Origin of the sequence: Bradyrhizobium canariense (genome assembly GCF_900105125.1) — a bacterium.
GTDB lineage: Bacteria > Pseudomonadota > Alphaproteobacteria > Rhizobiales > Xanthobacteraceae > Bradyrhizobium > Bradyrhizobium canariense_A.
In genome coordinates this window covers 6,010,175-6,030,267 of sequence record NZ_LT629750.1, presented here as the reverse complement: position 1 = coordinate 6,030,267, position 20,093 = coordinate 6,010,175, and the positions used below count along the sequence as shown (strand labels likewise).

Here is a 20,093-nt window from a genome sequence, read left to right as displayed (position 1 = left end):
GGCGCTATGACAAAAACCATGAAAATTGCATTCCAGGGCGAGCCAGGCGCGAATTCCCACATCGCCATCGTCGGAGCCTATCCCGACGCCGAACCGCTGCCCTGCGCAACCTTCGAAGACGCGCTGGCCGCGATCTCCTCGGGCGAGGCGGATCTGGGGATGATCCCGATCGAGAACTCGGTCGCCGGCCGGGTCGCCGACATTCATCATCTGCTGCCGCAATCCGGCCTGTTCATCGTCGGCGAATGGTTCGAGCCGATCCATCATCAATTGATGGCGCCGCGCGGGGCCAAACTGGCTGACATCAAGACGGTGGAGAGCCATGTCCACGCGCTCGGACAATGCCGCCGCATCATCCGCAAGCTCGGCATCAGGCCGATCGTGTCGGGCGACACCGCCGGGAGCGCGCGGATCGTAGCCGAGCGCGGCGACAAGAGCTGCGCGTCGATTGCCTCGCGGCTCGCGGCTGAGATCCACGGCCTGGATATCCTGGCCGAGGATGTCGAGGACGAGACCCACAACACCACCCGCTTTGTGGTGCTGGCGCGTGAGCCGAACTGGGCCAGCCAAGGCTCGGGACCGCTGGTCACCACGTTTGTTTTCCGGGTGCGCAACCTGCCGGCCGCGCTCTACAAGGCGATGGGCGGCTTCGCCACCAATGGCGTCAACATGACCAAGCTGGAAAGCTACATGGTCGACGGCAATTTCTTCGCCACGCAATTCTACGCCGATGTCGACGGCCACCCCGAGGACAGGAATCTCGCCTTCGCGCTGGAGGAATTGAAATTCTTCTCGCGCGAATTCCGCATCGTAGGCGTCTATCCCGGCCATCCGTTCCGCGCGACGTTCAGCGAGAAGCAGGATTGAATTGGAGAGACCTCATTCCGGGTTCGCGCTAACGCGCGCCCCGGAATGACGGCGCGAGTAATCGTTACGCCGCCGCGCTCTTCCCCAGCCCAAACGCATCCGCCAGCAAGCTATATGACTTCTTGCGTGCGTCGTGATCGTGCACCGCGGTGATGATCATCAGCTCATCGGCCTGGCTGGCCGCGATCATCGGCTGCAGCTTCGCCATGATAGTGGCCGGACTGCCGACGAACAGCCGCGAGCGATTGCGCGCGATCAGGGCGCGGTCGGCATCGGTGTAGGGATAGGCCAAGGCCTCCTCGACACTGGGCAGCGGCAGGTATTCCCCGCGGTCCCGGCGCAACCGGTTGAGATCCATCGAGGACGCCAGCCGCTCTGCTTCCGCATCGGTTTCCGCTGCGACCACCGCGACCGCGAGGATGCCGCTTGGCGTCGCGCGCCAGCCCGAAGGTTTGAAGCGCTGACGATAATTGGTCAGCGCTGCGATCGCGTCATAGGACGCAAAATGATGCGCAAACGCAAAGCCCATCCCGACCTGGGCTGCCAATTCTGAACTGTAATCGCTGGAGCCGAGCAGCCAGATCGGCGGCAGCGGCGTGTCGTCCGGCATCGCGATCACCTTGTTATAGGGATGGTCGGCCGGAAAATCGCGCGTCTCCCACAGCGTCAATTCGTGCAGCCGCTCGAGAAAATCGTCGCCCTCGCGGCGGTCGAGCCGGCTGCGCAGTGCATACGCCGTGGCGCCATCGGTGCCCGGCGCGCGGCCAAGTCCGAGGTCGATCCGGCCGGGAAACAGCGCCTCCAGCATCTTGAAGCGCTCGGCCACGACCAGCGGCGCATGGTTCGGCAGCATCACGCCGCCGGAGCCGACCCGGATGTGGCTGGTTACGGCGGCGATCTGCCCGATCATGATATCGGGCGCGGGGCTCGCCACGGAGGCAAGGTTATGATGTTCAGCCAGCCAATACCGGACATAGCCAAGCTGATCGACGTGGCGCGCCAGATCGATGCTGTTGCGCAGCGCGGCGGCCGGCTTGGTGCCTGTGGTGACGACGGAGAGATCGAGGACCGAGAGAGGAATCATGGCCACAAGCTAGTGCGCCATTTCCGCGCCACAAAGAGCCTCGCCGTGCAGATCAGGCGCGCGCTGGCAGAGCCGGGAATAGCTCGCGCCAGCCGACGCAGGTGGGATGAATGTAAAGCAAATGTCATAAATCAGGTTTTGCCCACTGTTCATATCCGGTGCTGCAGGGCTCCAATGTGCTAGTTTTTGCCTTATAATGCCGTATTTGCCGCACCAAATGCTTTTATCAAACTCTGCCCACATATCTCTTAAACCCGCCTTGCATCGAAATATATAAGGGTTTATTGGGCAATTTCCCATTCCCAATGGGCTATTTGAGGAGCCTCGTTTGGCCTATTTTAGGGTCCTGGCAGCCAAGCCTGACGTCCGGGCGTCCGAGTGGAGTTTGTGGGATCATGACCGAGAATACGCCCTCCGCGCCCAATGGGCACCGACCGCATGACCTGCCCGCAATCTCGTTTGAGTTCTTCCCGCCGAAGACCGAGGAGATGGAGCGCAGCCTGTGGGAAACCATCAAACGGCTGGCGCCGCTGGCCCCCAATTTCGTCTCGGTGACCTATGGCGCCGGCGGGTCGACCCGCGAGCGCACCCATTCGACCATTGCCCGCATTCTGTCCGAGACCAGCCTGACGCCGGCCGCACATCTCACCTGTGTCGATGCGCCCCGCGCCAATGTCGATGACGTGGTTGCGCAATATCACGCGGCCGGCGTCCGCCATATCGTCGCGCTGCGCGGCGATCCCGCCAGCGGCATCGGCGGCGTCTACACCCCGCATCCGGAAGGCTACAGCAGCTCCGCCGATCTCGTCGCCTCGATCAAGCGCCGGCACAGCGATATCGAAGTGACGGTGTCGGCCTATCCCGAGCGGCATCCCGAAAGCACTGATTTCGACGCCGATATCGATATGCTCAAGGCCAAGGTCGACGCCGGTGCAACGCGGGCGATCACGCAGTTCTTCTTCGATAACGACCTCTACTTCCGCTACCTCGACCGCGTCCGCGCCCGCGGCATCGAGATCCCGATCGTCCCGGGCATTTTGCCGGTGCAGAACTTCAAGCAGGCGGCGAATTTCGCCAAGCGCGCCGGCGCCAGCATGCCGGACTGGCTGGCGCAGAAATTCGAAGGCCTCGACGACGATCCCGAGACCCGCAAGCTGGTGGCGGCGGCGGTGGCCGCCGGCCAGGTGCAAAAGCTCGCCAAGCATGGCGTCGAGACCTTTCACTTCTACACCATGAACCGCGCGGACCTCGTGTTCGCGATCAGCCATTTGCTCGGCATCCGCCCGCAGGCTGCACAGAAGGCTGCCTGATCGATGACCGTTCCTGTTTCGCCAAAGCGAACTGCCCTGCTCGCTGCTGCCCGCGAGCGCATCCTGGTGCTCGACGGCGCCATGGGCACCATGATCCAGGGGCTGCAATTCGACGAGGCGGCGTTCCGCGGCGAACGTTTTGCGGACTTCCATCGCGACGTCAGGGGCAACAACGACCTGCTGATCCTGACCCAGCCGAGGGCGATCGAGGATATCCACGCCGATTATTTGCGCTCCGGCGCCGACATCGTCGCCACCAACACCTTCTCCTCGACCTCGATCGCGCAGGCCGATTACGAGCTGTCCGATCTTGCCTATGAGCTCAATCTCGAAGGCGCGAAACTCGCGCGCAACGCCGCGCTGCGCGTTACCGCCGAGGACGGCAAGCCGCGCTTTGTTGCGGGTGCGATCGGACCGACCAACCGCACCGCGTCGATCTCGCCCGACGTGTCGAATCCCGGTTTCCGCGCCGTGACGTTTGACGATCTGCGCAAAGCCTATGGCGAACAGATCAACGGCCTGCTCGACGGCGGCGCCGATCTGTTGCTGGTCGAGACCATCTTCGACACCCTCAACGCCAAGGCGGCGCTCTACGCCATCGCCGAAATCAGCGAGGCCCGCGGCATCGACGTGCCCGTGATGATATCCGGCACCATCACCGATAAATCCGGCCGCCTGCTGTCGGGCCAATTGCCCGAAGCGTTCTGGAATTCGGTACGCCACGCCAGGCCCATCACCATCGGCTTCAATTGCGCGCTCGGCGCCGAAGACCTCCGAGCCCATATCGCCGATATCGGCCGCGTCGCCGATACGCTGGTGTGCGCCTATCCGAACGCAGGCCTGCCCAACGAATTCGGCCAGTACGATGAAAGCCCGGAATATATGGCGCGCCTGATCGGCGAGTTCGCCAGCGCCGGCCTCGTCAACATCGTCGGCGGCTGCTGCGGCACCACGCCGGATCATATCGCCGCGATCGCGGCCGCGGTCGCGCCGCATCGCCCGCGCATCGTGCCCGAGATTGAGCCGCGGTTGCGGCTGTCGGGTCTCGAGCCGTTCGAGATCACGCCGGCTATTCCCTTCGTCAATGTCGGCGAGCGCACCAACGTCACCGGCTCGGCCAAATTCCGCAAGCTGGTCACTGCAGGCGACTACACCGCAGCGCTTCAGGTGGCGCGCGACCAGGTCGAGAACGGCGCCCAGATCATCGACGTCAACATGGACGAGGGCCTGCTCGATTCGGAAGCGGCGATGGTGACATTCCTCAATCTCGTCGCCGCCGAACCCGATATCGCCCGCGTTCCCGTGATGGTGGATTCGTCGAAATTCGCCGTGATCGAAGCCGGCCTGAAATGCGTTCAGGGCAAGCCGGTTGTCAATTCGATCTCGATGAAGGAAGGCGAGGAGAAGTTCATCCACGAAGCAAAAATCGCGCGGCGTCACGGCGCCGCCGTGGTGGTGATGGCGTTCGACGAAGCAGGGCAAGCCGATACGTTCGCGCGCAAGACCGAGATCTGCAAGCGCGCCTACGACATCCTCGTCAATCAGCTCGATTTCCCGCCCGAGGACATCATCTTCGATCCGAATATTTTCGCGATCGCGACCGGGCTCGAAGAACACAACAATTACGGCGTCGATTTTATCGAGGCGACGCGCTGGATCCGGCAGAACCTGCCGCACGCGCATATCTCCGGCGGCGTCTCCAACCTGTCGTTCTCGTTCCGCGGCAATGAGCCGGTGCGCGAGGCCATGCATTCGGTGTTCCTGTATCACGCCATCAAGGCCGGCATGGACATGGGCATCGTCAATGCCGGGCAGATGATCGTCTACGACGACATCGATCCAGAGCTGCGCCAGGTGTGCGAGGACGTCATCCTCAACCGCGATCCCGGTGCGTCGGAGCGGCTGCTGGCGCTCGCGGAAAAATTCCGCGGCAAGGAGAAGCAGACCAAGGAGCAGGACCTCGCCTGGCGCGAATGGCCTGTCGATAAGCGGCTGTCGCACGCGCTGGTACACGGCATCACCGAATTCATCGAGGCCGATACCGAAGACGCCCGCAAGGTCGCGGAGCGCCCGCTCAATGTCATTGAAGGCCCGCTGATGGCCGGCATGAACGTGGTCGGCGATCTCTTCGGCGACGGCAAGATGTTCCTGCCGCAGGTGGTGAAATCCGCCCGCGTGATGAAACAGGCGGTCGCCTATCTGATGCCGTTCATGGAAGAGGAAAAGGCGCGCAACCTTGCCAATGGCATCACCGGCGACGGCCGCAAGAACGCCGGCAAGATCGTGCTCGCGACCGTCAAGGGCGACGTGCACGACATCGGCAAGAACATCGTCGGCATCGTGCTGCAATGTAACAACTTTGAAGTCATCGACCTCGGCGTGATGGTGCCCGCCACCAAAATCATCGAGACCGCGAAGGCCGAAGGCGCCGATATCATCGGCCTGTCCGGCCTGATCACGCCGTCGCTGGACGAGATGAGTTTCCTGGCCAGCGAACTGGAACGCCAGGGCCTGAAGGTGCCGCTGCTGATCGGTGGCGCCACCACCAGCCGCGTCCATACCGCTGTGAAGATCGAGCCGAACTACAAGGGCGGACCGGTGGTGCATGTCAATGACGCCAGCCGCGCCGTCGGCGTGGCCTCGGCGCTGCTGTCGCCCGAGCGGCGCGAGGCCTATGCCGCCGAAGTGCGCGCCGATTACGCGAAAATCTCGGCGGCGCATTTCCGCGCGCAGGCCGACAAGAAGCGGCTGAAGCTCGCGGACGCCCGCGCCAACGCCCCGCACATCGATTTTGCCAAGACGCCGCCGAAGAAGCCCACCTTCCTGGGCATCAAGAGTTTTGCCGATTACGACCTCGCAGAGCTCGCCTCCTACATCGACTGGACGCCGTTCTTCCAGACCTGGGAGCTGACTGGGCGTTTTCCGGCCATCCTCGACGATCCCAAGGTCGGCGAAGTCGCGCGCTCGCTCTATGATGATGCCCGCAAGATGCTCGACCGGATCGTGAAAGAGAAATGGTTCAAGGCGCAGGCGACCATCGGTTTCTGGCCCGCCAATACCGAGGGCGACGATATCGCCGTCTATGCCGACGACACCCGCCAGGAAAAGATCGCGACCTTCCACACGCTGCGCCAGCAACTGGAGAAGCGCGAAGGCCGCTTCAACACGGCGCTGTCGGATTTCATTGCGCCCGCCGCGTCGGGCGTGCCTGACTATATCGGTGCGTTCGTGGTCACCGCAGGGATCGGCGAAGACATCATTGCCGACCGCTTCAAGCATGCCAATGACGATTACTCCTCGATCCTGTGCAAGGCGCTGGCGGATCGTCTCGCCGAGGCCTTTGCGGAGCGGATGCACGCACGCGTGCGCCGGGAATTCTGGGGCTACGCGCCGGACGAGACGCTTAAGCCGGACGAGTTGATCCTGGAGCAATATGCCGGCATTCGCCCGGCGCCCGGCTACCCCGCGCAGCCCGATCACACCGAGAAGAAGACGCTGTTCGCGCTGCTCGACGCCGAGAACACCGCCGGCGTGAAGCTGACCGAAAGCTATGCGATGTGGCCGGGCTCGTCGGTCTCCGGGCTCTATTTCAGCCACCCCGAAAGCTTCTATTTCGGCGTCGGCAAGATCGAGCGCGACCAGGTCGAGGATTACGCCGCGCGCAAGGGCATGACGGTGGCCGAGACCGAACGCTGGCTGGCGCCGGTGCTGAACTACATTCCGGCGCAGGACCGGTCGACGCAGGATCGCGCCGTGAAGGAAGCGATGCCGACGCTGGCGCCGACATCAGCCACGCCCGCCAACGACGTTGTCGTTCAAGAAATGGCCTCGCATCCTCCGGGCTGCACCTGCGCGGTGCATCTGGCGTATCGCAAGAAGACGGCAAGGGCGGGGTAAGCTTTCTTCCCTCTCCCCTTGCGGGAGAGGGTGCCTGAGCGAAGCGAGGGCGGGTGAGGGGTTCCTCTCCGCAGCGAAGAACCCCTCATCCGCCGCGGACTTCGTCCGCGTCACCTTCTCCCACAAGGGGAGAAGGGAGTGAGCACCTTCGTTCAATTCCCGATTCAACTTTCAAAGAGCATGACCGTCATTGCGAGCGAAGCGAAGCAATCCAGGGCCGAACACCGAGGAAAAGTTCTGGATTGCTTCGTCGCTTCGCTCCTCGCAATGACACACTATGGGGCACACGCTCGCATTCTCGCGGCGCTGACCGCCCGAGTTGTTATGCAGTCCGCCCCTCGAAAATGGAGGGCGCAGGGAAAGCCGGGTGCCCGCTGCACCCGCAGCCTCGTGCGCAAAGTGTTGGAAGCACACGAGTGTCGTCACCACAGGTTCACCGGAACACCCGGCCTTCCCTGCGCAATGGTTTTAACGGTCTATTCCGCGCTCTCCCCGGTGATCGGGCTTTCTTGCCACCGTCGTCGGTGTGATGCGAAGCGACATCACTTGCGTGATGCGCAGGCATCATCGACCGACTTGACGCCAGCGTCGGGGCGTCAGGACCACACGGCTTCGCCGTCCGCACTCAGCGCCGGTCGTCTGCGCGCCGAAGCGCGCCCGACGCTGCCGCGTCCATCGCATTCCATCCCGCGTTCGTGACGATCGCGATACGCCCCTCGTTCGGGACAGAACGGCAGCGATAGGCAACTGATTTGCCTCGGCAGAAAAGCGAAGAAATTTTCGAAACAGGGCTGGACAGCCGAATCACTGAATCAGAACTCGCGCCAACAACCGCAGCTCTTTGTTGAATGCGAAGAGGAAAAGGGGGATTATTTGTTCGTCATTCCGGGGCGCGAGCAACGCGAGCGAGCCCGGAATCCATAACCACCGCACTCGCGATGTCATATTACGTCTATCTCCTTGCGAGCAGAAAACACGGCACACTCTATCTCGGTGTGACAAGCGATATCGTGCGTCGCGGCTACGAACACCGCAGCAAGGCGATCGGCGGCTTTACGACAAAATATGGCGTCGACAAGCTGGTGTGGTTTGAGATCTACGACGACATTGCAACCGCTATTGCCCGAGAAAAGGAATTGAAGAAATGGCGGCGCGACTGGAAAATTCGTTTGATTGAGGAGCAAAATCCGGAGTGGGTCGATCTGTATCCCGGTATCTCAAATTGACATCGGGAGTATGGATTCCGGGCTCGACGCTTCACGTCGCCCCGGAATGACGACAATAGGTGAGTAGCTCACCCCTCCCCCTCATCGCTCGCCAGCACGCCCTTCACCGCCCGCGCCCAGCCCTTCAGTTTTCGCTCGCGCGTGGCCTGGCTCATGTTGGGCTTGAAGCGGTGCTCCAGCCGCCAGTTGTCGGCGAATTTTGAAGGCTCGGGATAGACGCCGGCGTTGAGGCCGGCGAGATAGGCGGCGCCCAGGGCGGTGGTTTCCTGGATCATCGGGCGATCGACCGGCGCGTCGAGCAAATCCGCAAGGCGCTGCATGGTCCAGTCGGAGGCGGCCATGCCGCCGTCGACGCGCAGCACGATGTTCGCAGCTTTGGCTTCCGGCCAGTCGTCGCGCATCGCGGCCCAGAGGTCAAAAGTCTGGTAGCAGACGCTTTCCAGCGCGGCGTGCGCCAACTCGGCCGGACCGGTGTTGCGCGTCAGCCCGAACAGCGCACCGCGCACCCGCGGATTCCAGTAGGGTGCGCCGAGGCCGACGAAGGCCGGCACCAGATAGACCGACTGCGTGGAATCGGATTGGTCGGCGAGCGGGCCGGTCTCGCTGGCCTGCTTGATGATGCCGAGGCCGTCGCGCAGCCACTGCACCGAGGAGCCGGCGACGAAGATCGAGCCTTCCAGCGCGTAGGTGCGTTTGCCGTTCAACTGATACGCAATCGTCGTCAGCAGCTTGTTCTTCGAGGCCACGGGCGTCGCGCCGGTGTTGAGCAGGGCAAAACAGCCGGTGCCATAGGTCGATTTGATCATGCCGGGCGAAAAGCAGGCCTGCCCAATGGTCGCCGCCTGCTGGTCGCCGGCGATGCCTGATATCGCGATCACGCCGCCAAACAAATCCGCCACGCTGTCGCCAAATTTTGCCGAGGAGTCCTTGACCTCGGGCAACATCGAACGCGGCACGCGCAGGATTTTCAGCAGTTCATCGTCCCACTCGCCGGTGTGGATGTTGAACAGCAGCGTGCGCGAGGCGTTGGTGGCGTCGGTCGCGTGCACCTTGCCGCCGGTCAGCCGCCACAGCAGATAGCAATCGACGGTGCCGAACATCAGTTCGCCGCGCTCGGCGCGCGCGCGGGCGCCGGGCACGTGATCGAGGATCCAGGCGACCTTGGTGCCGGAGAAATAGGGATCGATGATCAGGCCGGTTTTCGCCGAGATCGCCGGCTCGTGGCCTTCACTCTTTAACTTGGCGCAGATGTCGGCGGTGCGGCGGTCCTGCCAGACGATGGCGCGGTGCACGGCGGTGCCGGTGGCGCGGTCCCACACCACGGTGGTTTCGCGCTGGTTGGTGATGCCAATGGCGGCGATGTCCTTGGCACCGATACCGGCTTTCCGCAGCGCCTCGCGGCAGGTCGCCACCGTCGAGGTCCAGATGTCCTCCGGCTCGTGCTCGACCCAGCCCGAGGCCGGAAAATGCTGCGGGAATTCCTGCTGCGCGGATGCGGCGATGGAGATGTCGGAGCGAAACACGATCGCGCGTGAGGATGTGGTGCCCTGATCGATGGCCAGCACGAAAGACATTTGCGGTGATTCCTGGCGTTGCTTCCCGGGGTGTTTATTCAGGTGGTGTTGCGCCAAGGCAAGCGGATTGGGAGCGGAAGGTCAATATAGATGAGACGACGGCTTGTTCGCCACACGCGAGCTGGGCCCCCTCTCCCGCTTGCGGGGGAGGGTTGGGGTAGGGGCAAGCCACATCGGGATTCGTCTAACTGAATAGCAGTCAAGTAGCGTGCGGATCCGGAAGAAGCTGCGCGTGTGGCTTTCCCCCTCCCGCCTTCGCTCCGCGAAGGCACCCTCCCCCGCAAGCGGGAGAGGGGAAGATAAGGTGACGCCCTCGCTAGACCGACGCGGTCGTCACGCCGCCGTCGACCACGATGGTCTGGCCGGTCATGAAGGTGGAGGCGTCGGAGGATAGATAGGCCACGGCGCCGGCGATCTCGTCGGGCTCGCCGATCCGACGCAGCGGTGTGGTGGCGCAGCGGCGCTTCAGGCGCTCCTCGTCTTCCCACAGCGCACGGGCGAAATCGGTTTTGACCAGACCAGGTGCTACGCAATTGACGCGCACGCCCTTCGGGCCCCATTCGCCGGCGAGGCTACGGCACAGCGCAAAATCCGCCGCTTTGGAAATCCCGTAGGCGCCGATCACGGTCGAACCACGAAGTCCGCCGATCGAGGAGATGATGACGACCGAGCCGTTGCCACGCTCGGCCATCTGCGGGATCGCCAGCGAGCACAGCCAGATGTTGCTCTTGACGTTGGAGCCCATGATCTTGTCGAAGGCTTCGTCGGTGATGTCGAGCAGCGGGCCGTAATAGGGATTGACCGCGGCGTTGCAGACGAGGATGTCGATCTTGCCGAAATGTTTTGTCGCGCCCGAGATCAGCGCCTCGACTTCGGCGCGCCGCGAAATGTTGCAGGCAATGACATGGGCCTCGCCGCCGGCCTTGTTGATGCCATCAGCGACTTCCTGGCAGGCATCCGCCTTGCGGCTGGAGATCACCACCTTGGCGCCGAGCTTCGCCAGCAGTTCAGCCGACGAGCGGCCGATGCCGCGGCTCGAACCGGTGACGACGGCGACTTTGCCGGTGAGATCGAACGGGGTGTTTTTCACGGTGGTGCTCCCTTTTTTGTTTTATTCGATGTTGGTTTTGTTTTCCGCTCGTCATGCGCGGGCTTGACCCGCGCATCCACGCCTTACTTTCTTCCGCAAAGACGTGGATGCCCGGCACAAGGCCGGGCATGACGATCTTGCAGTCATTCCGGGATGCGCCTCTTGGCGCAGACCCGGAATCTAGAAGTTATAAGCTCGAGATTCCGGGTTCGATGCTTTCGCATCGCCCCGGAATGACGGGACTAAGTCAGCGCCCGGAATGACGAAGAACTAAACCAGCCCACCGCTGTCGGTGACGCGACGGAGGTGGTAGTCGGTATCACCCAGCGTGTTCTCGATCATGGTCAGCCGCTTGAAGTAGTGGCCGATCTTGGCTTCCTGGGTCATGCCGATGCCGCCGTGGAGCTGGATCGACTGCTGGCCGACGAACTTCAGCGATTTGCCGATTTGCACCTTCGCCGCGGCGATTGCGGTGGCGCGCTCTTTGGCGTTGTCGAAGTCGGACGCCATGGTGGCGAACATCGACATGCTGCGGGCCTGTTCGACCGCGACGAACATGTCGGCGGCGCGATGCTGCAGGGTCTGGAAGCTGCCGATCGGCACGCCGAACTGCTTGCGGGTTTTCAGATATTCGACGGTGGTCTTGAGCGATTCATCCATCGCACCGACCGCCTCGGCGCACAGCGCGGTGCGGGCTTCATCGACCACGCGCTCGATCAGCGGCAGGCCGTTCTCGGGGTCGCCGATCGCGGCACTGCCGTCGACTTCGACGCCGGTGAAGGTGATATCGGCCGCGTGCAGGCCGTCCTGGGTCGGATAGCCCTTTTTCGCGATGCCCTTGGCATTGCCGGGCACCAGGAACACGCCGATGCCGTTCTTGTCGCGCTGGCCGCCCTTGGTGCGCGCGGTTACGATCAGCGTGTCGGCGGTCTCGCCGTTGAGCACGACGAATTTCTCGCCGTCGATCACCCAGCCCGAACCCTTCTTCTTGGCCGCGGTCGCGATGTCGTGGAGGTCGTAGCGCGAATTCTTCTCCAACTGCGCGAAGGCAAAGGTCTTGCTGCCGTCGATGATGCCGGGAATGTGCGCGGCCTTCTGCTCGGCCGAGCCGCCATGGCGCAGGAAGCCGCCGCCGATCACGACGGTCGCGAGATACGGCTCGAGCAGCAGTGCCTTGCCCAGCGCCTCCATCACGATCATGGTCTCGACGCCGCCGGCGCCGAAGCCGCCATCCTCTTCGGAGAACGGCAGGCCCAGCAGGCCCTGCTCGGCAAGCTTGCCCCAGAGCGCTTTGCTCCAGCCGCCCTTCTCCGCCATGTATTTCTTGCGCTGGTCGAAATCATAGGAATCCGTCAGCAGTCCGTCGACGCTTTCCTTGAGAAGCCGCTGCTCCTCGGACAAATCAAAATCCATTTTTTTACTTCCTCGTATCCAAGACAACTGTCGCCGTCATTCCGGGATGCGCCTCTTGGCGCAGGCCCGGAATCCATACTCACGATGGTGGTTATGGATTCCGGGCTCGTGCTCCGCACGCCCCGGAATGACGAAGGTGGGAACGCGGAATGGCAGTTGCGATTAAAGCCCCAGCACCGCCTTGGTGATGATGTTGCGCTGGATCTCGTTGGAGCCGCCGTAGATCGAGACCTTGCGGTTGTTGAAATAGCTCGGCGCGATCTGCGCGGTCCAGTCCATCGCCTCGTTGCTGCCGTCGTCGCCATGCTCGTCATAGGGCGCGGCGAACGGGCCGATCACTTCCATCAGCAATTCGGTGGTGGTCTGCTGGATTTCCGAGCCCTTGATCTTGAGCACCGACGATGCCGGGTTGGGCTTGCCCTTGCCGTGCTTGTTTTCGTCAGCGACGACGCGAAGCTGCGTCAGCTCCAGCGCCTTCAGCTCGATCTCGACCGCGGCAAGTTTTTCGCGAAAACCCTGGTCTTCCATCACAGGCCTGCCGCCGGACTCGACCTTGGAGGCCAGCTCCTTGATGCGGCGGATGCGCTCCTTGGACACGCCGACGCGGGCGATGCCGGTGCGCTCGTTGCCGAGCAGAAATTTGGCGTAATCCCAGCCCTTGTTTTCCTCGCCGATCAGGTTCTCCACCGGCACCTCGACGTCATCGAGGAAGACCTCGTTGACCTCGTGGCCGCCGTCGATGGTCTCGATCGGGCGTACCGTGACGCCTTTCGACTTCATGCTGAACACGATGAAGGAGATGCCCATCTGCTGCTTCTTCGCAGTGGTATCGGTGCGGCACAGGCAGAAGATCATGTCGGCGTATTGCGCCAGCGTGGTCCAGGTCTTCTGGCCGTTGATGATGTATTTGTCGCCCTTGCGCTCGGCTTTGGTTTTCAGCGAGGCGAGATCGGAGCCCGAACCCGGCTCGGAAAATCCCTGGCACCACCAGTCGTCGACGCTGGCGATGCGCGGCAGATATTGCTTCTTCTGCGCCTCGTTGCCGAAAGTGTAGATGACCGGGCCGACCATGCTGACGCCGAAGGCCAGCGGCGCCGGCGCCGGCGCCATCTGCAGCTCTTCGTTGAAGATGTAATGCTGCACCGAGCTCCAGCCGGTGCCGCCATATTCCTTCGGCCAGTGCGATACGCCCCAACCCTTCTTGTTGAGGATGCGCCACCAGGTGATCATCTCTTCCTTGCTGAGATGACGGCCTTCCTGCAGTTTCTGCCGCGTCGCCGGCGGCACGTTTTCCTTGAAGAAGGTCCGCACCTCGTCGCGAAACGCCACTTCTTCCTTGCTGAAACTGAGATCCATCGGATCCTCCTGTCATGAAAGCCGCTTGCGCCGGCTTCGGAATTTTCCTGTCATTCCGGGGCGCGTTGAAAACGCGAACCCAGAATCTCGCCACCGTTGCAACAATCTCGAGATTCCGGATCAGCCGCTGCGCGCCTGTCCGGAATGACGAAAACCCCTTACTGCAACACCTCGAACAAACCGGCCGCGCCCATGCCGCCGCCGACGCACATGGTCACGACAGCGTATTTGGCCTTGCGGCGACGGCCTTCGATCAGCGCGTGGCCGGTGAGGCGCGCGCCCGACATGCCGTAGGGATGGCCGACCGCGATCGCGCCGCCGTCGACGTTGATCTTCTCGGGATCGATGCCGAGCTTGTCGCGGCAATACAGCACCTGCACGGCAAAGGCCTCGTTCAATTCCCAGAGGTCGATATCGTCGATCTTGAGGCCGTGACGCTTGAGCAGACGTGGCACCGCGAACACCGGGCCGATGCCCATTTCATCGGGCTCGCAGCCGGCGGCGACGAAGCCGCGGAAGATGCCGAGCGGCTTCAGGCCGCGCCTGGAGGCTTCCTTGTCGCTCATGATCACAGAAGCGCTGGCGCCGTCCGACAACTGGCTGGCGTTACCGGCGGTGATGGTAAAACCTTCGCCACGCACCGGCTTGAGGCCGGCGAGACCTTCGGCGGAAGTTTCGGGACGTGGGCCTTCGTCCTTGGACAGCGTGATGTCCTTGAACGAGATTTCGCCGGTGGCCTTGTCGGCGACGCCCATCTTGGTAGTGATCGGCGCCAGCTCATCATTGAACTTGCCGCCTTGTTGAGCTGCCGCGGTGCGGCGCTGGCTCTCCAGCGAGTATTCATCCTGGCGTTCGCGCGAAATGCCGTAGCGCTTGGCCACGACTTCGGCGGTGTCGATCATCGGCATGTAGACTTCGCCCTTGATCTTCAACAGTGCCGGATCCTGGGTGTGAAACTTGTTGGCGTGATCGTTCTGCACCAGGCTGATCGACTCGCCGCCGCCGCCGACCGCGATTTCGACGCCATCAAAGATCACCGAGCGCGCCGCGAGCGCAATCGCCTGCAGGCCCGAGGCGCATTGCCGGTCGATCGTGGTGCCGCCGACGGTCACGGGGAGGCCCGCGCGCAGCAGCGCCTTGCGGGCGATGTTGCCGCCGGTCGAGCCCTGTTGCAGCGCTGCGCCCATCACCACGTCTTCTATTTCCGCAGGATCGACCTTGGCGCGGGCGACGGCTTCGCCGATGGCGTGGCCGAGCAGGGTCGCGCCTTCGGTGGCGTTAAGCGCGCCGCGATAGGCCTTGCCGATCGGGGTGCGGGCGGTGGAAACGATTACGGCGTCGGTCATCAACGACCTCCTGTTGCGAGTTGTTGTTTGGGCTGTGCGGTTTGGTCTGAAGATTTCTGCTGGTTGCGCAGCTCGTGGCGCGACAGCTTGCCGACCGGCGTGCGCGGCAGCTCTTCGACGAAATCGAGCGCCGCGGGAAGCTCGTGCTTGCCGAGCTTGCCGGTGAGGAAAGCGCGCAGCTCTTCCAGCGTGAAAGCCTTGGCGCCAGCGCGCAATTTGACAAAAGCCTTGGCCGCCTCGCCGCGATATTCGTCTGATATGCCGATCACGATCACTTCCTGCACCGAAGGGTGGGTGTAGATCGCCTGCTCGATCATCTGCGGATAGACGTTAAAGCCGCCGGAGATGATCATGTCCTTCTTGCGGTCGACCAGATAGAAATAGCCGTCATTATCCATGTAGCCGATATCGCCGGTCAGGAAGCGATCGCCGACAAAGGCTTCCGCGGTCTCCACCGGCCGGTTCCAGTAACCCTTGGTGACGTTCGGACCGCGGATGCGGATTTCACCGACCTCGCCGACCGGCATGACCTGCTTCGGATCATCCAGCGAGACCACGTCCATCTCGATGCCCGGCAGCATCAGCCCGATCGAGCCCGGCTTGTCCGGGCCTTCCTGCGGGTGGCCGGTGCCGGGCGAGCAGGTCTCGGTCATGCCCCAGCCACTCTTGAGCTTCATGTTCACCTTGCGCTCGAAGATCCTCGCGACCTCGACCGGCAGCGGCGCGCCGCCCGATCCGCAGCTCACCAGCGACGACAGATCGCGGCTTTCGAGATCGGGCAGGCTTGCGATCGCAATCCACATCGTCGGCACGCCGGGGAATGCGGTCGCGCGCTTCACCTCGATGTCGCGCATCACGGCTTCGACATCGAAGCGCTGATGCAGCGAGATCAGATTGCCGCGCTGGATGCAGGACAGCAGGACCACCGTCAGCGCATAAATATGAAACAGCGGCAGCACGCAGATCACGCGCTCGACCGCGTTGCGCTCGGCGCGCGCCTTCTTGCCCCAGACATCGTAGATCGATACCGCGGAGGTCAGATTGCCGTGGCTGAGCATCGCGCCCTTCGGCAGGCCAGTGGTGCCGCCGGTATATTGCAGCAGCGCGACGTCGTCGGCGCTGATCTCGGGCCATCGCGCAGGTTTTGTCGCGCCATCGATGAATTGTTGGAAGGTGACGATCGCCGGATTGTCGGGAAGCTGTGTCTGCGGCGTGCCGACCTTGCCCCAGCGGTCGTCCTCGCACACGATCAGGCGATCGAGCAAACCCTTGTCGAGAAATTTCAACGCGGTCGGCAACAGCGCCGAGAGATTGCTGGTGACGAGCACCCGTGCGCCGGAATCCGAGAGCTTGTGCGACAGCGCGATCTCTCCATCGAGCGGGCTGAGGTGCACCACCCGCGCGCCGGCCTTCAGCGCGCCGAAGAAATTGGTGGGATGATCCGGCGTATTGCCGAGAAAAAGCGCGACCGAGCTGTTCTTGCTGTAGCCCGCACGCAGGAAGGCGGCCGCAGCCGTCTCGACCATCGCTTCCAACTCGGTGAAGCTGATCGGGCGATCGCGGAATTCGATCACCGGCCGCGCTGCATATTCAGCCGCCGCCTGCGATAACAGGTCGGGCAATGTTCCGCGCGCAATCGGATCGTTCCAGTGCACGCCTTCGGGATAGAACTGTTCGCCGGGATGGGTCATGCTTGGCCGTCATTCCGGGGCGCGAGCCCTTTGCGAGCGAACCCGGAATCTCGAGGTTCCGGGTCTGCGCCAAGTGGCGCATCCCGGAACGACACGTGGTAACTGCGGTGCCGCATCAGCCCGCTTTCGCCGTCTGCGCCAGCGATGCAAACGTCTTGCCTTCGGCCGCCAGCCGCTTGAGCAGCGGCGCGGGCTCGAGCGAAGGATCGTTGGTCTCCTTGGCGTAATACGACAACCGGTCGGCGATGTGCTTGAGGCCGACCTGGTCGGCATAGAACATCGGGCCGCCGCGATAGATCGGCCAGCCATAACCATAGAGCCAGATCACGTCGATGTCGCTCGGACGCGCCGCGATCTTCTCTTCGAGAATGCGGGCGCCCTCGTTGATCATCGGATACATCATGCGCTCGAGGATCTCGTCGTCGCTGACGACGCGGCGCTTGCGCCCCAGCCGCTGCAAGGTCTCGTCGATCAGCTTCTCGACTTCGGGATCGGGCAGCGGTGCGCGCGAACCCGCCTCGTATTTGTAGTAGCCCTTGCCGGTCTTCTGGCCGAAGCGCCCCGCTTCGCACAGCGCATCAGCGATTTCCGACTTGATGCCGCGATCCTTGCGCGAGCGCCAGCCGATATCGAGGCCGGCGAGATCGCCCATCGCGAACGGTCCCATCGGCATGCCGAATTTCGTCACGACGGCATCGACCTGCTGCGGCAATGCGCCTTCGAACAGCAGCTTCTCCGCCTGCTTGCCGCGCTGCGCCAGCATCCGGTTGCCGACAAAACCGTCGCAGACGCCGACCACCGCCGGCACTTTTGCAATTTTGCGCGCCACGGCGACCGCCGTGGTCAACGCGTCCGGCGCGGTCTTCTCCGCGCGCACGATCTCGCACAGCTTCATCACGTTGGCCGGGCTGAAGAAGTGCATGCCGAGCACGTCCTGCGGACGTTTTGTCACCTTCGCAATTTCATCGATGTTGAGGTAGGAGGTGTTGCTGGCAAGCACCGCGCCCGGCTTGGCGTATTTATCAAGCGCGGTGAACACTTCCTTCTTGATCGCCATGGTCTCGAACACGGCTTCAATGATCAGGTCAGCGTCTTTGACGTTCTCGAGCCCGACCACACCCGTGATCAGACCCATGCGCTTGGCCGGCGCATCCGCCGGAATACCGCCGCGGGCCGCGGTGGCCTCATAATTCTTCTGCATCACGCCCATGCCGCGCTTGAGCTGCTCTTCGCCGGTTTCGATCAGCGTCACCGGAATACCGGCATTGGCGAACGACATTGCGATACCGCCGCCCATGGTGCCGGCGCCGATGATGGCGACGCGCTCGACATTGCGCGGCTTGGTGCCCTCAGGTACGCCCGCGACCTTGGCCGCCTCGCGCTCGGAGAAGAAGGCGTAACGCTGCGCCTTCGACTGATCGCTCGCGACCAGCTTGAGGAAGCCTTCGCGTTCCTTCTTCAGCCCTTCGTCGAACGGCAGATCGATGGCGGCGCCCACTGCGTCGGCGGCAGCAAACGGCGCTTCGAGCCCGCGCGCCCTCTTGGTCATGGCGGCGACCGCGTTGGTGAAGATCGAGCGGTCGGCCTTCGCGGCCACGAGCTTGCTGTCGTCATCGCGCAATTTGCGCAACGGACGCTTCTCGGCCAGCACCTTGCGGGCAAAAGCCTCGCCGCCTGTGGCCGGTCCCTCGACGATTTCCTCGATCAAGCCGTTCTTGAGGGCTTCGGCGGCGGCAATCGGATCGCCGCCGACGATCATCTTGACCGCCAGTTCGGGCCCGACCGCGCGCGGCAAACGCTGCGTTCCGCCCGCACCCGGCAGCAGGCCGAGCTTCACTTCGGGCAAGCCCAGCTTTGCATCCTTGGTGGCGACGCGGAAATGGCAGGCGAGCGCGACCTCGAGACCACCGCCGAGCGCGGTGCCGTGGATAGCGGCCACGATCGGCTTCGAGCTGTTCTCCATTACGGTCAGCACTTCGTGCAGACCCGGAGGTTTTGGCGGTTTGCCGAATTCGGTGATGTCGGCGCCAGCGATGAAAGTACGGCCGGCGCAGGTCAGAACGATCGCCTTCACTTCCGGATCGGCGATCGCGCTCTTCATGCATTCCAGGATACCGCCGCGGACCGCGGCGCTCAGTGCATTGACCGGAGGGCTGTTGACGGTGACGATGGCAACAACGTCATGACGCTCGAGTTTGACCACTTCGCTCACGGCACTCTCCTTGGATACCCGTTTTTATCAATTTCGCACTGCGGAATTTAATTCCACATCTTGACAGCGAGGGTTATTTTGAAGCACGTCCGTTGTCAACGAGGTCCGCGCAGCTGAAGTCGATGAAACGTCCAGGCAAGAAAGTGGCGACCGATCGCAGCTTCGTTGTCGCGCTTTCCCGCGGTCTCGATGTATTGCGCGCATTCCAACCCAATGACGGGCTTCTTGGCAATCAAGAGATTGCGGCCCGTACGAAATTACCCAAGCCCACCGTTTCCCGGCTGACCTATACGCTGACCAAACTGGGATACCTTACACCTGTTCCGCGGTTCGAGAAATATCAGCTTGCGCCGTCGGCGATGGCGCTCGGCTATGCCGCGCTTGCCAATCTCGGCGTTCGTCATTTGTCTGAGCCGTTCCGCGAGGAAGTCATGCGCGAGACCGGCGGCGCCGTCGCCGTCGGCGGGCGCGACCGTCACAGCATGATTTACTTCGGGCAAAGCCGCAACGGGCTCACGCTGGGCGTTCAACTGGACGTCGGCTCGCGAATCCCGATCGCAACCACCGCGATGGGGCGGGCGTATATTTGGGCACTGCCTGATGACGAGCGTGCCTCTTTATTGCGCGACCTCCGCGACCATTATGGCAGCCGCTGGGCGCGAATGCGCGACGGCATCGAGCGCTCCGGCGAAACGGTGGCGCGATACGGCTTCACGATCTCGGCCGGCGAGTGGCAGGACGACGTTCATGCGGTCGGCGTAGCACTAAAGCTTAATGACGGAACGGGTCCTTATGCGTTTAACTGCGGCGCGCCTGCATTCCGTTTCACGGAAGATCGATTGCGCAGTGATATTGGACCTCGTCTCGTGGCGATGGTAAGGAACATAGAAGCGGCGTTAGGTGGTGTAACGATGCCGCAATCAAAAAAAGAAGAAGGCAAAAGGGTGAGACCAGGAGGGAAAGTTGCACGTGTGGTTGAGGGGATCAGATAGTCCGCGTCAATTTGACATGCGAACAGACTCGCGTG

At 62.8% G+C, this 20,093-nt stretch carries 14 protein-coding genes; 6 read left to right on the top strand and 8 right to left on the bottom strand.

Annotated elements, in window-relative coordinates; all coding sequences use genetic code 11:
- Window positions 1-6: 6 nt before the first annotated feature.
- A complete protein-coding gene (locus BLV09_RS28480; RefSeq protein WP_146689779.1) occupies window positions 7-867 on the top strand; it encodes a prephenate dehydratase in 861 nt (286 codons plus the stop codon).
- A 64-nt stretch (window positions 868-931) separates the two neighbouring features.
- Here BLV09_RS28480 and BLV09_RS28475 read toward each other — a convergent pair whose 3' ends face one another.
- Window positions 932-1,951, bottom strand: coding sequence for an LLM class flavin-dependent oxidoreductase (locus BLV09_RS28475; protein WP_146691337.1), 1,020 nt, complete (start codon window positions 1,949-1,951; stop codon window positions 932-934).
- Window positions 1,952-2,346: 395 nt separating this feature from the next.
- Here BLV09_RS28475 and metF point away from each other — a divergent pair, with 395 nt between their 5' ends.
- The 4 genes from metF to BLV09_RS28460 all read left to right on the top strand — a co-directional run bounded on the left by metF (window position 2,347) and on the right by BLV09_RS28460 (window position 8,384).
- Window positions 2,347-3,261, top strand: a complete 915-nt coding sequence (metF, locus tag BLV09_RS28470; protein ID WP_146689778.1) for a methylenetetrahydrofolate reductase [NAD(P)H] — start codon at window positions 2,347-2,349, stop codon at window positions 3,259-3,261.
- A 3-nt stretch (window positions 3,262-3,264) separates the two neighbouring features.
- Window positions 3,265-7,158, top strand: a complete 3,894-nt coding sequence (gene metH / locus BLV09_RS28465) for a methionine synthase (protein WP_146689777.1) — start codon at window positions 3,265-3,267, stop codon at window positions 7,156-7,158.
- Between the two features lie 138 nt (window positions 7,159-7,296).
- On the top strand, window positions 7,297-7,857 hold the full coding sequence (locus BLV09_RS37490) for a hypothetical protein (protein ID WP_167558904.1): 561 nt from the start codon (window positions 7,297-7,299) through the stop codon (window positions 7,855-7,857).
- 239 nt (window positions 7,858-8,096) lie between these two features.
- Window positions 8,097-8,384: a GIY-YIG nuclease family protein gene (locus BLV09_RS28460; protein ID WP_146689776.1), complete on the top strand. Its 288-nt coding sequence runs from the start codon at window positions 8,097-8,099 to the stop codon at window positions 8,382-8,384.
- A 68-nt stretch (window positions 8,385-8,452) separates the two neighbouring features.
- On the opposite strand, the gene glpK is transcribed toward BLV09_RS28460, so the two are convergent.
- From glpK to BLV09_RS28425, 7 genes are all read right to left on the bottom strand, one after another.
- On the bottom strand, window positions 8,453-9,958 hold the full coding sequence (gene glpK, locus BLV09_RS28455; protein ID WP_146689775.1) for a glycerol kinase GlpK: 1,506 nt from the start codon (window positions 9,956-9,958) through the stop codon (window positions 8,453-8,455).
- 316 nt (window positions 9,959-10,274) lie between these two features.
- Window positions 10,275-11,048 (bottom strand): SDR family NAD(P)-dependent oxidoreductase, encoded by a 774-nt coding sequence (locus tag BLV09_RS28450; RefSeq protein ID WP_146689774.1) that lies wholly within the window; start codon window positions 11,046-11,048, stop codon window positions 10,275-10,277.
- 270 nt (window positions 11,049-11,318) lie between these two features.
- A complete protein-coding gene (gene pimD / locus BLV09_RS28445) occupies window positions 11,319-12,461 on the bottom strand; it encodes a pimeloyl-CoA dehydrogenase small subunit (RefSeq protein WP_146689773.1) in 1,143 nt (380 codons plus the stop codon).
- A gap of 162 nt (window positions 12,462-12,623) precedes the next feature.
- Complete coding sequence (pimC, locus tag BLV09_RS28440) at window positions 12,624-13,817, bottom strand: pimeloyl-CoA dehydrogenase large subunit (protein ID WP_146689772.1); 1,194 nt, start codon at window positions 13,815-13,817, stop codon at window positions 12,624-12,626.
- 158 nt (window positions 13,818-13,975) lie between these two features.
- Window positions 13,976-15,163, bottom strand: a complete 1,188-nt coding sequence (locus BLV09_RS28435) for an acetyl-CoA C-acyltransferase (protein ID WP_146689771.1) — start codon at window positions 15,161-15,163, stop codon at window positions 13,976-13,978.
- Entirely contained in the window at window positions 15,163-16,854 is a 1,692-nt protein-coding gene (gene pimA, locus BLV09_RS28430) for a dicarboxylate--CoA ligase PimA (protein WP_146689770.1), read from the bottom strand. The genes BLV09_RS28435 and pimA overlap by 1 nt, the downstream gene beginning before the upstream one ends.
- A gap of 115 nt (window positions 16,855-16,969) precedes the next feature.
- The gene (locus BLV09_RS28425) at window positions 16,970-19,066 is read right to left on the bottom strand and encodes a 3-hydroxyacyl-CoA dehydrogenase NAD-binding domain-containing protein (RefSeq protein WP_146689769.1); all 2,097 of its coding nucleotides are present in this window, start codon (window positions 19,064-19,066) and stop codon (window positions 16,970-16,972) included.
- 122 nt (window positions 19,067-19,188) lie between these two features.
- Between BLV09_RS28425 and BLV09_RS28420 the strand changes: the two genes are divergently transcribed.
- On the top strand, window positions 19,189-20,058 hold the full coding sequence (locus tag BLV09_RS28420) for an IclR family transcriptional regulator (protein WP_100385521.1): 870 nt from the start codon (window positions 19,189-19,191) through the stop codon (window positions 20,056-20,058).
- Window positions 20,059-20,093: the final 35 nt, after the last annotated feature.

Excerpts from the sequence above, each read along its gene's own strand:
- BLV09_RS28480 (WP_146689779.1), top strand. The coding sequence starts at position 7 with ATGACAAAAACCATGAAAATTGCATTCCAGGGCGAGCCAGGCGCGAAT.
- BLV09_RS28475 (WP_146691337.1), bottom strand. The coding sequence starts at position 1,951 with ATGATTCCTCTCTCGGTCCTCGATCTCTCCGTCGTCACCACAGGCACC.
- metF (WP_146689778.1), top strand. The coding sequence starts at position 2,347 with ATGACCGAGAATACGCCCTCCGCGCCCAATGGGCACCGACCGCATGAC.
- metH (WP_146689777.1), top strand. The coding sequence starts at position 3,265 with ATGACCGTTCCTGTTTCGCCAAAGCGAACTGCCCTGCTCGCTGCTGCC.
- BLV09_RS28460 (WP_146689776.1), top strand. The coding sequence starts at position 8,097 with ATGTCATATTACGTCTATCTCCTTGCGAGCAGAAAACACGGCACACTC.
- glpK (WP_146689775.1), bottom strand. The coding sequence starts at position 9,958 with ATGTCTTTCGTGCTGGCCATCGATCAGGGCACCACATCCTCACGCGCG.
- pimD (WP_146689773.1), bottom strand. The coding sequence starts at position 12,461 with ATGGATTTTGATTTGTCCGAGGAGCAGCGGCTTCTCAAGGAAAGCGTC.
- pimC (WP_146689772.1), bottom strand. The coding sequence starts at position 13,817 with ATGGATCTCAGTTTCAGCAAGGAAGAAGTGGCGTTTCGCGACGAGGTG.
- BLV09_RS28435 (WP_146689771.1), bottom strand. The coding sequence starts at position 15,163 with ATGACCGACGCCGTAATCGTTTCCACCGCCCGCACCCCGATCGGCAAG.
- pimA (WP_146689770.1), bottom strand. The coding sequence starts at position 16,854 with ATGACCCATCCCGGCGAACAGTTCTATCCCGAAGGCGTGCACTGGAAC.
- BLV09_RS28420 (WP_100385521.1), top strand. The coding sequence starts at position 19,189 with ATGAAACGTCCAGGCAAGAAAGTGGCGACCGATCGCAGCTTCGTTGTC.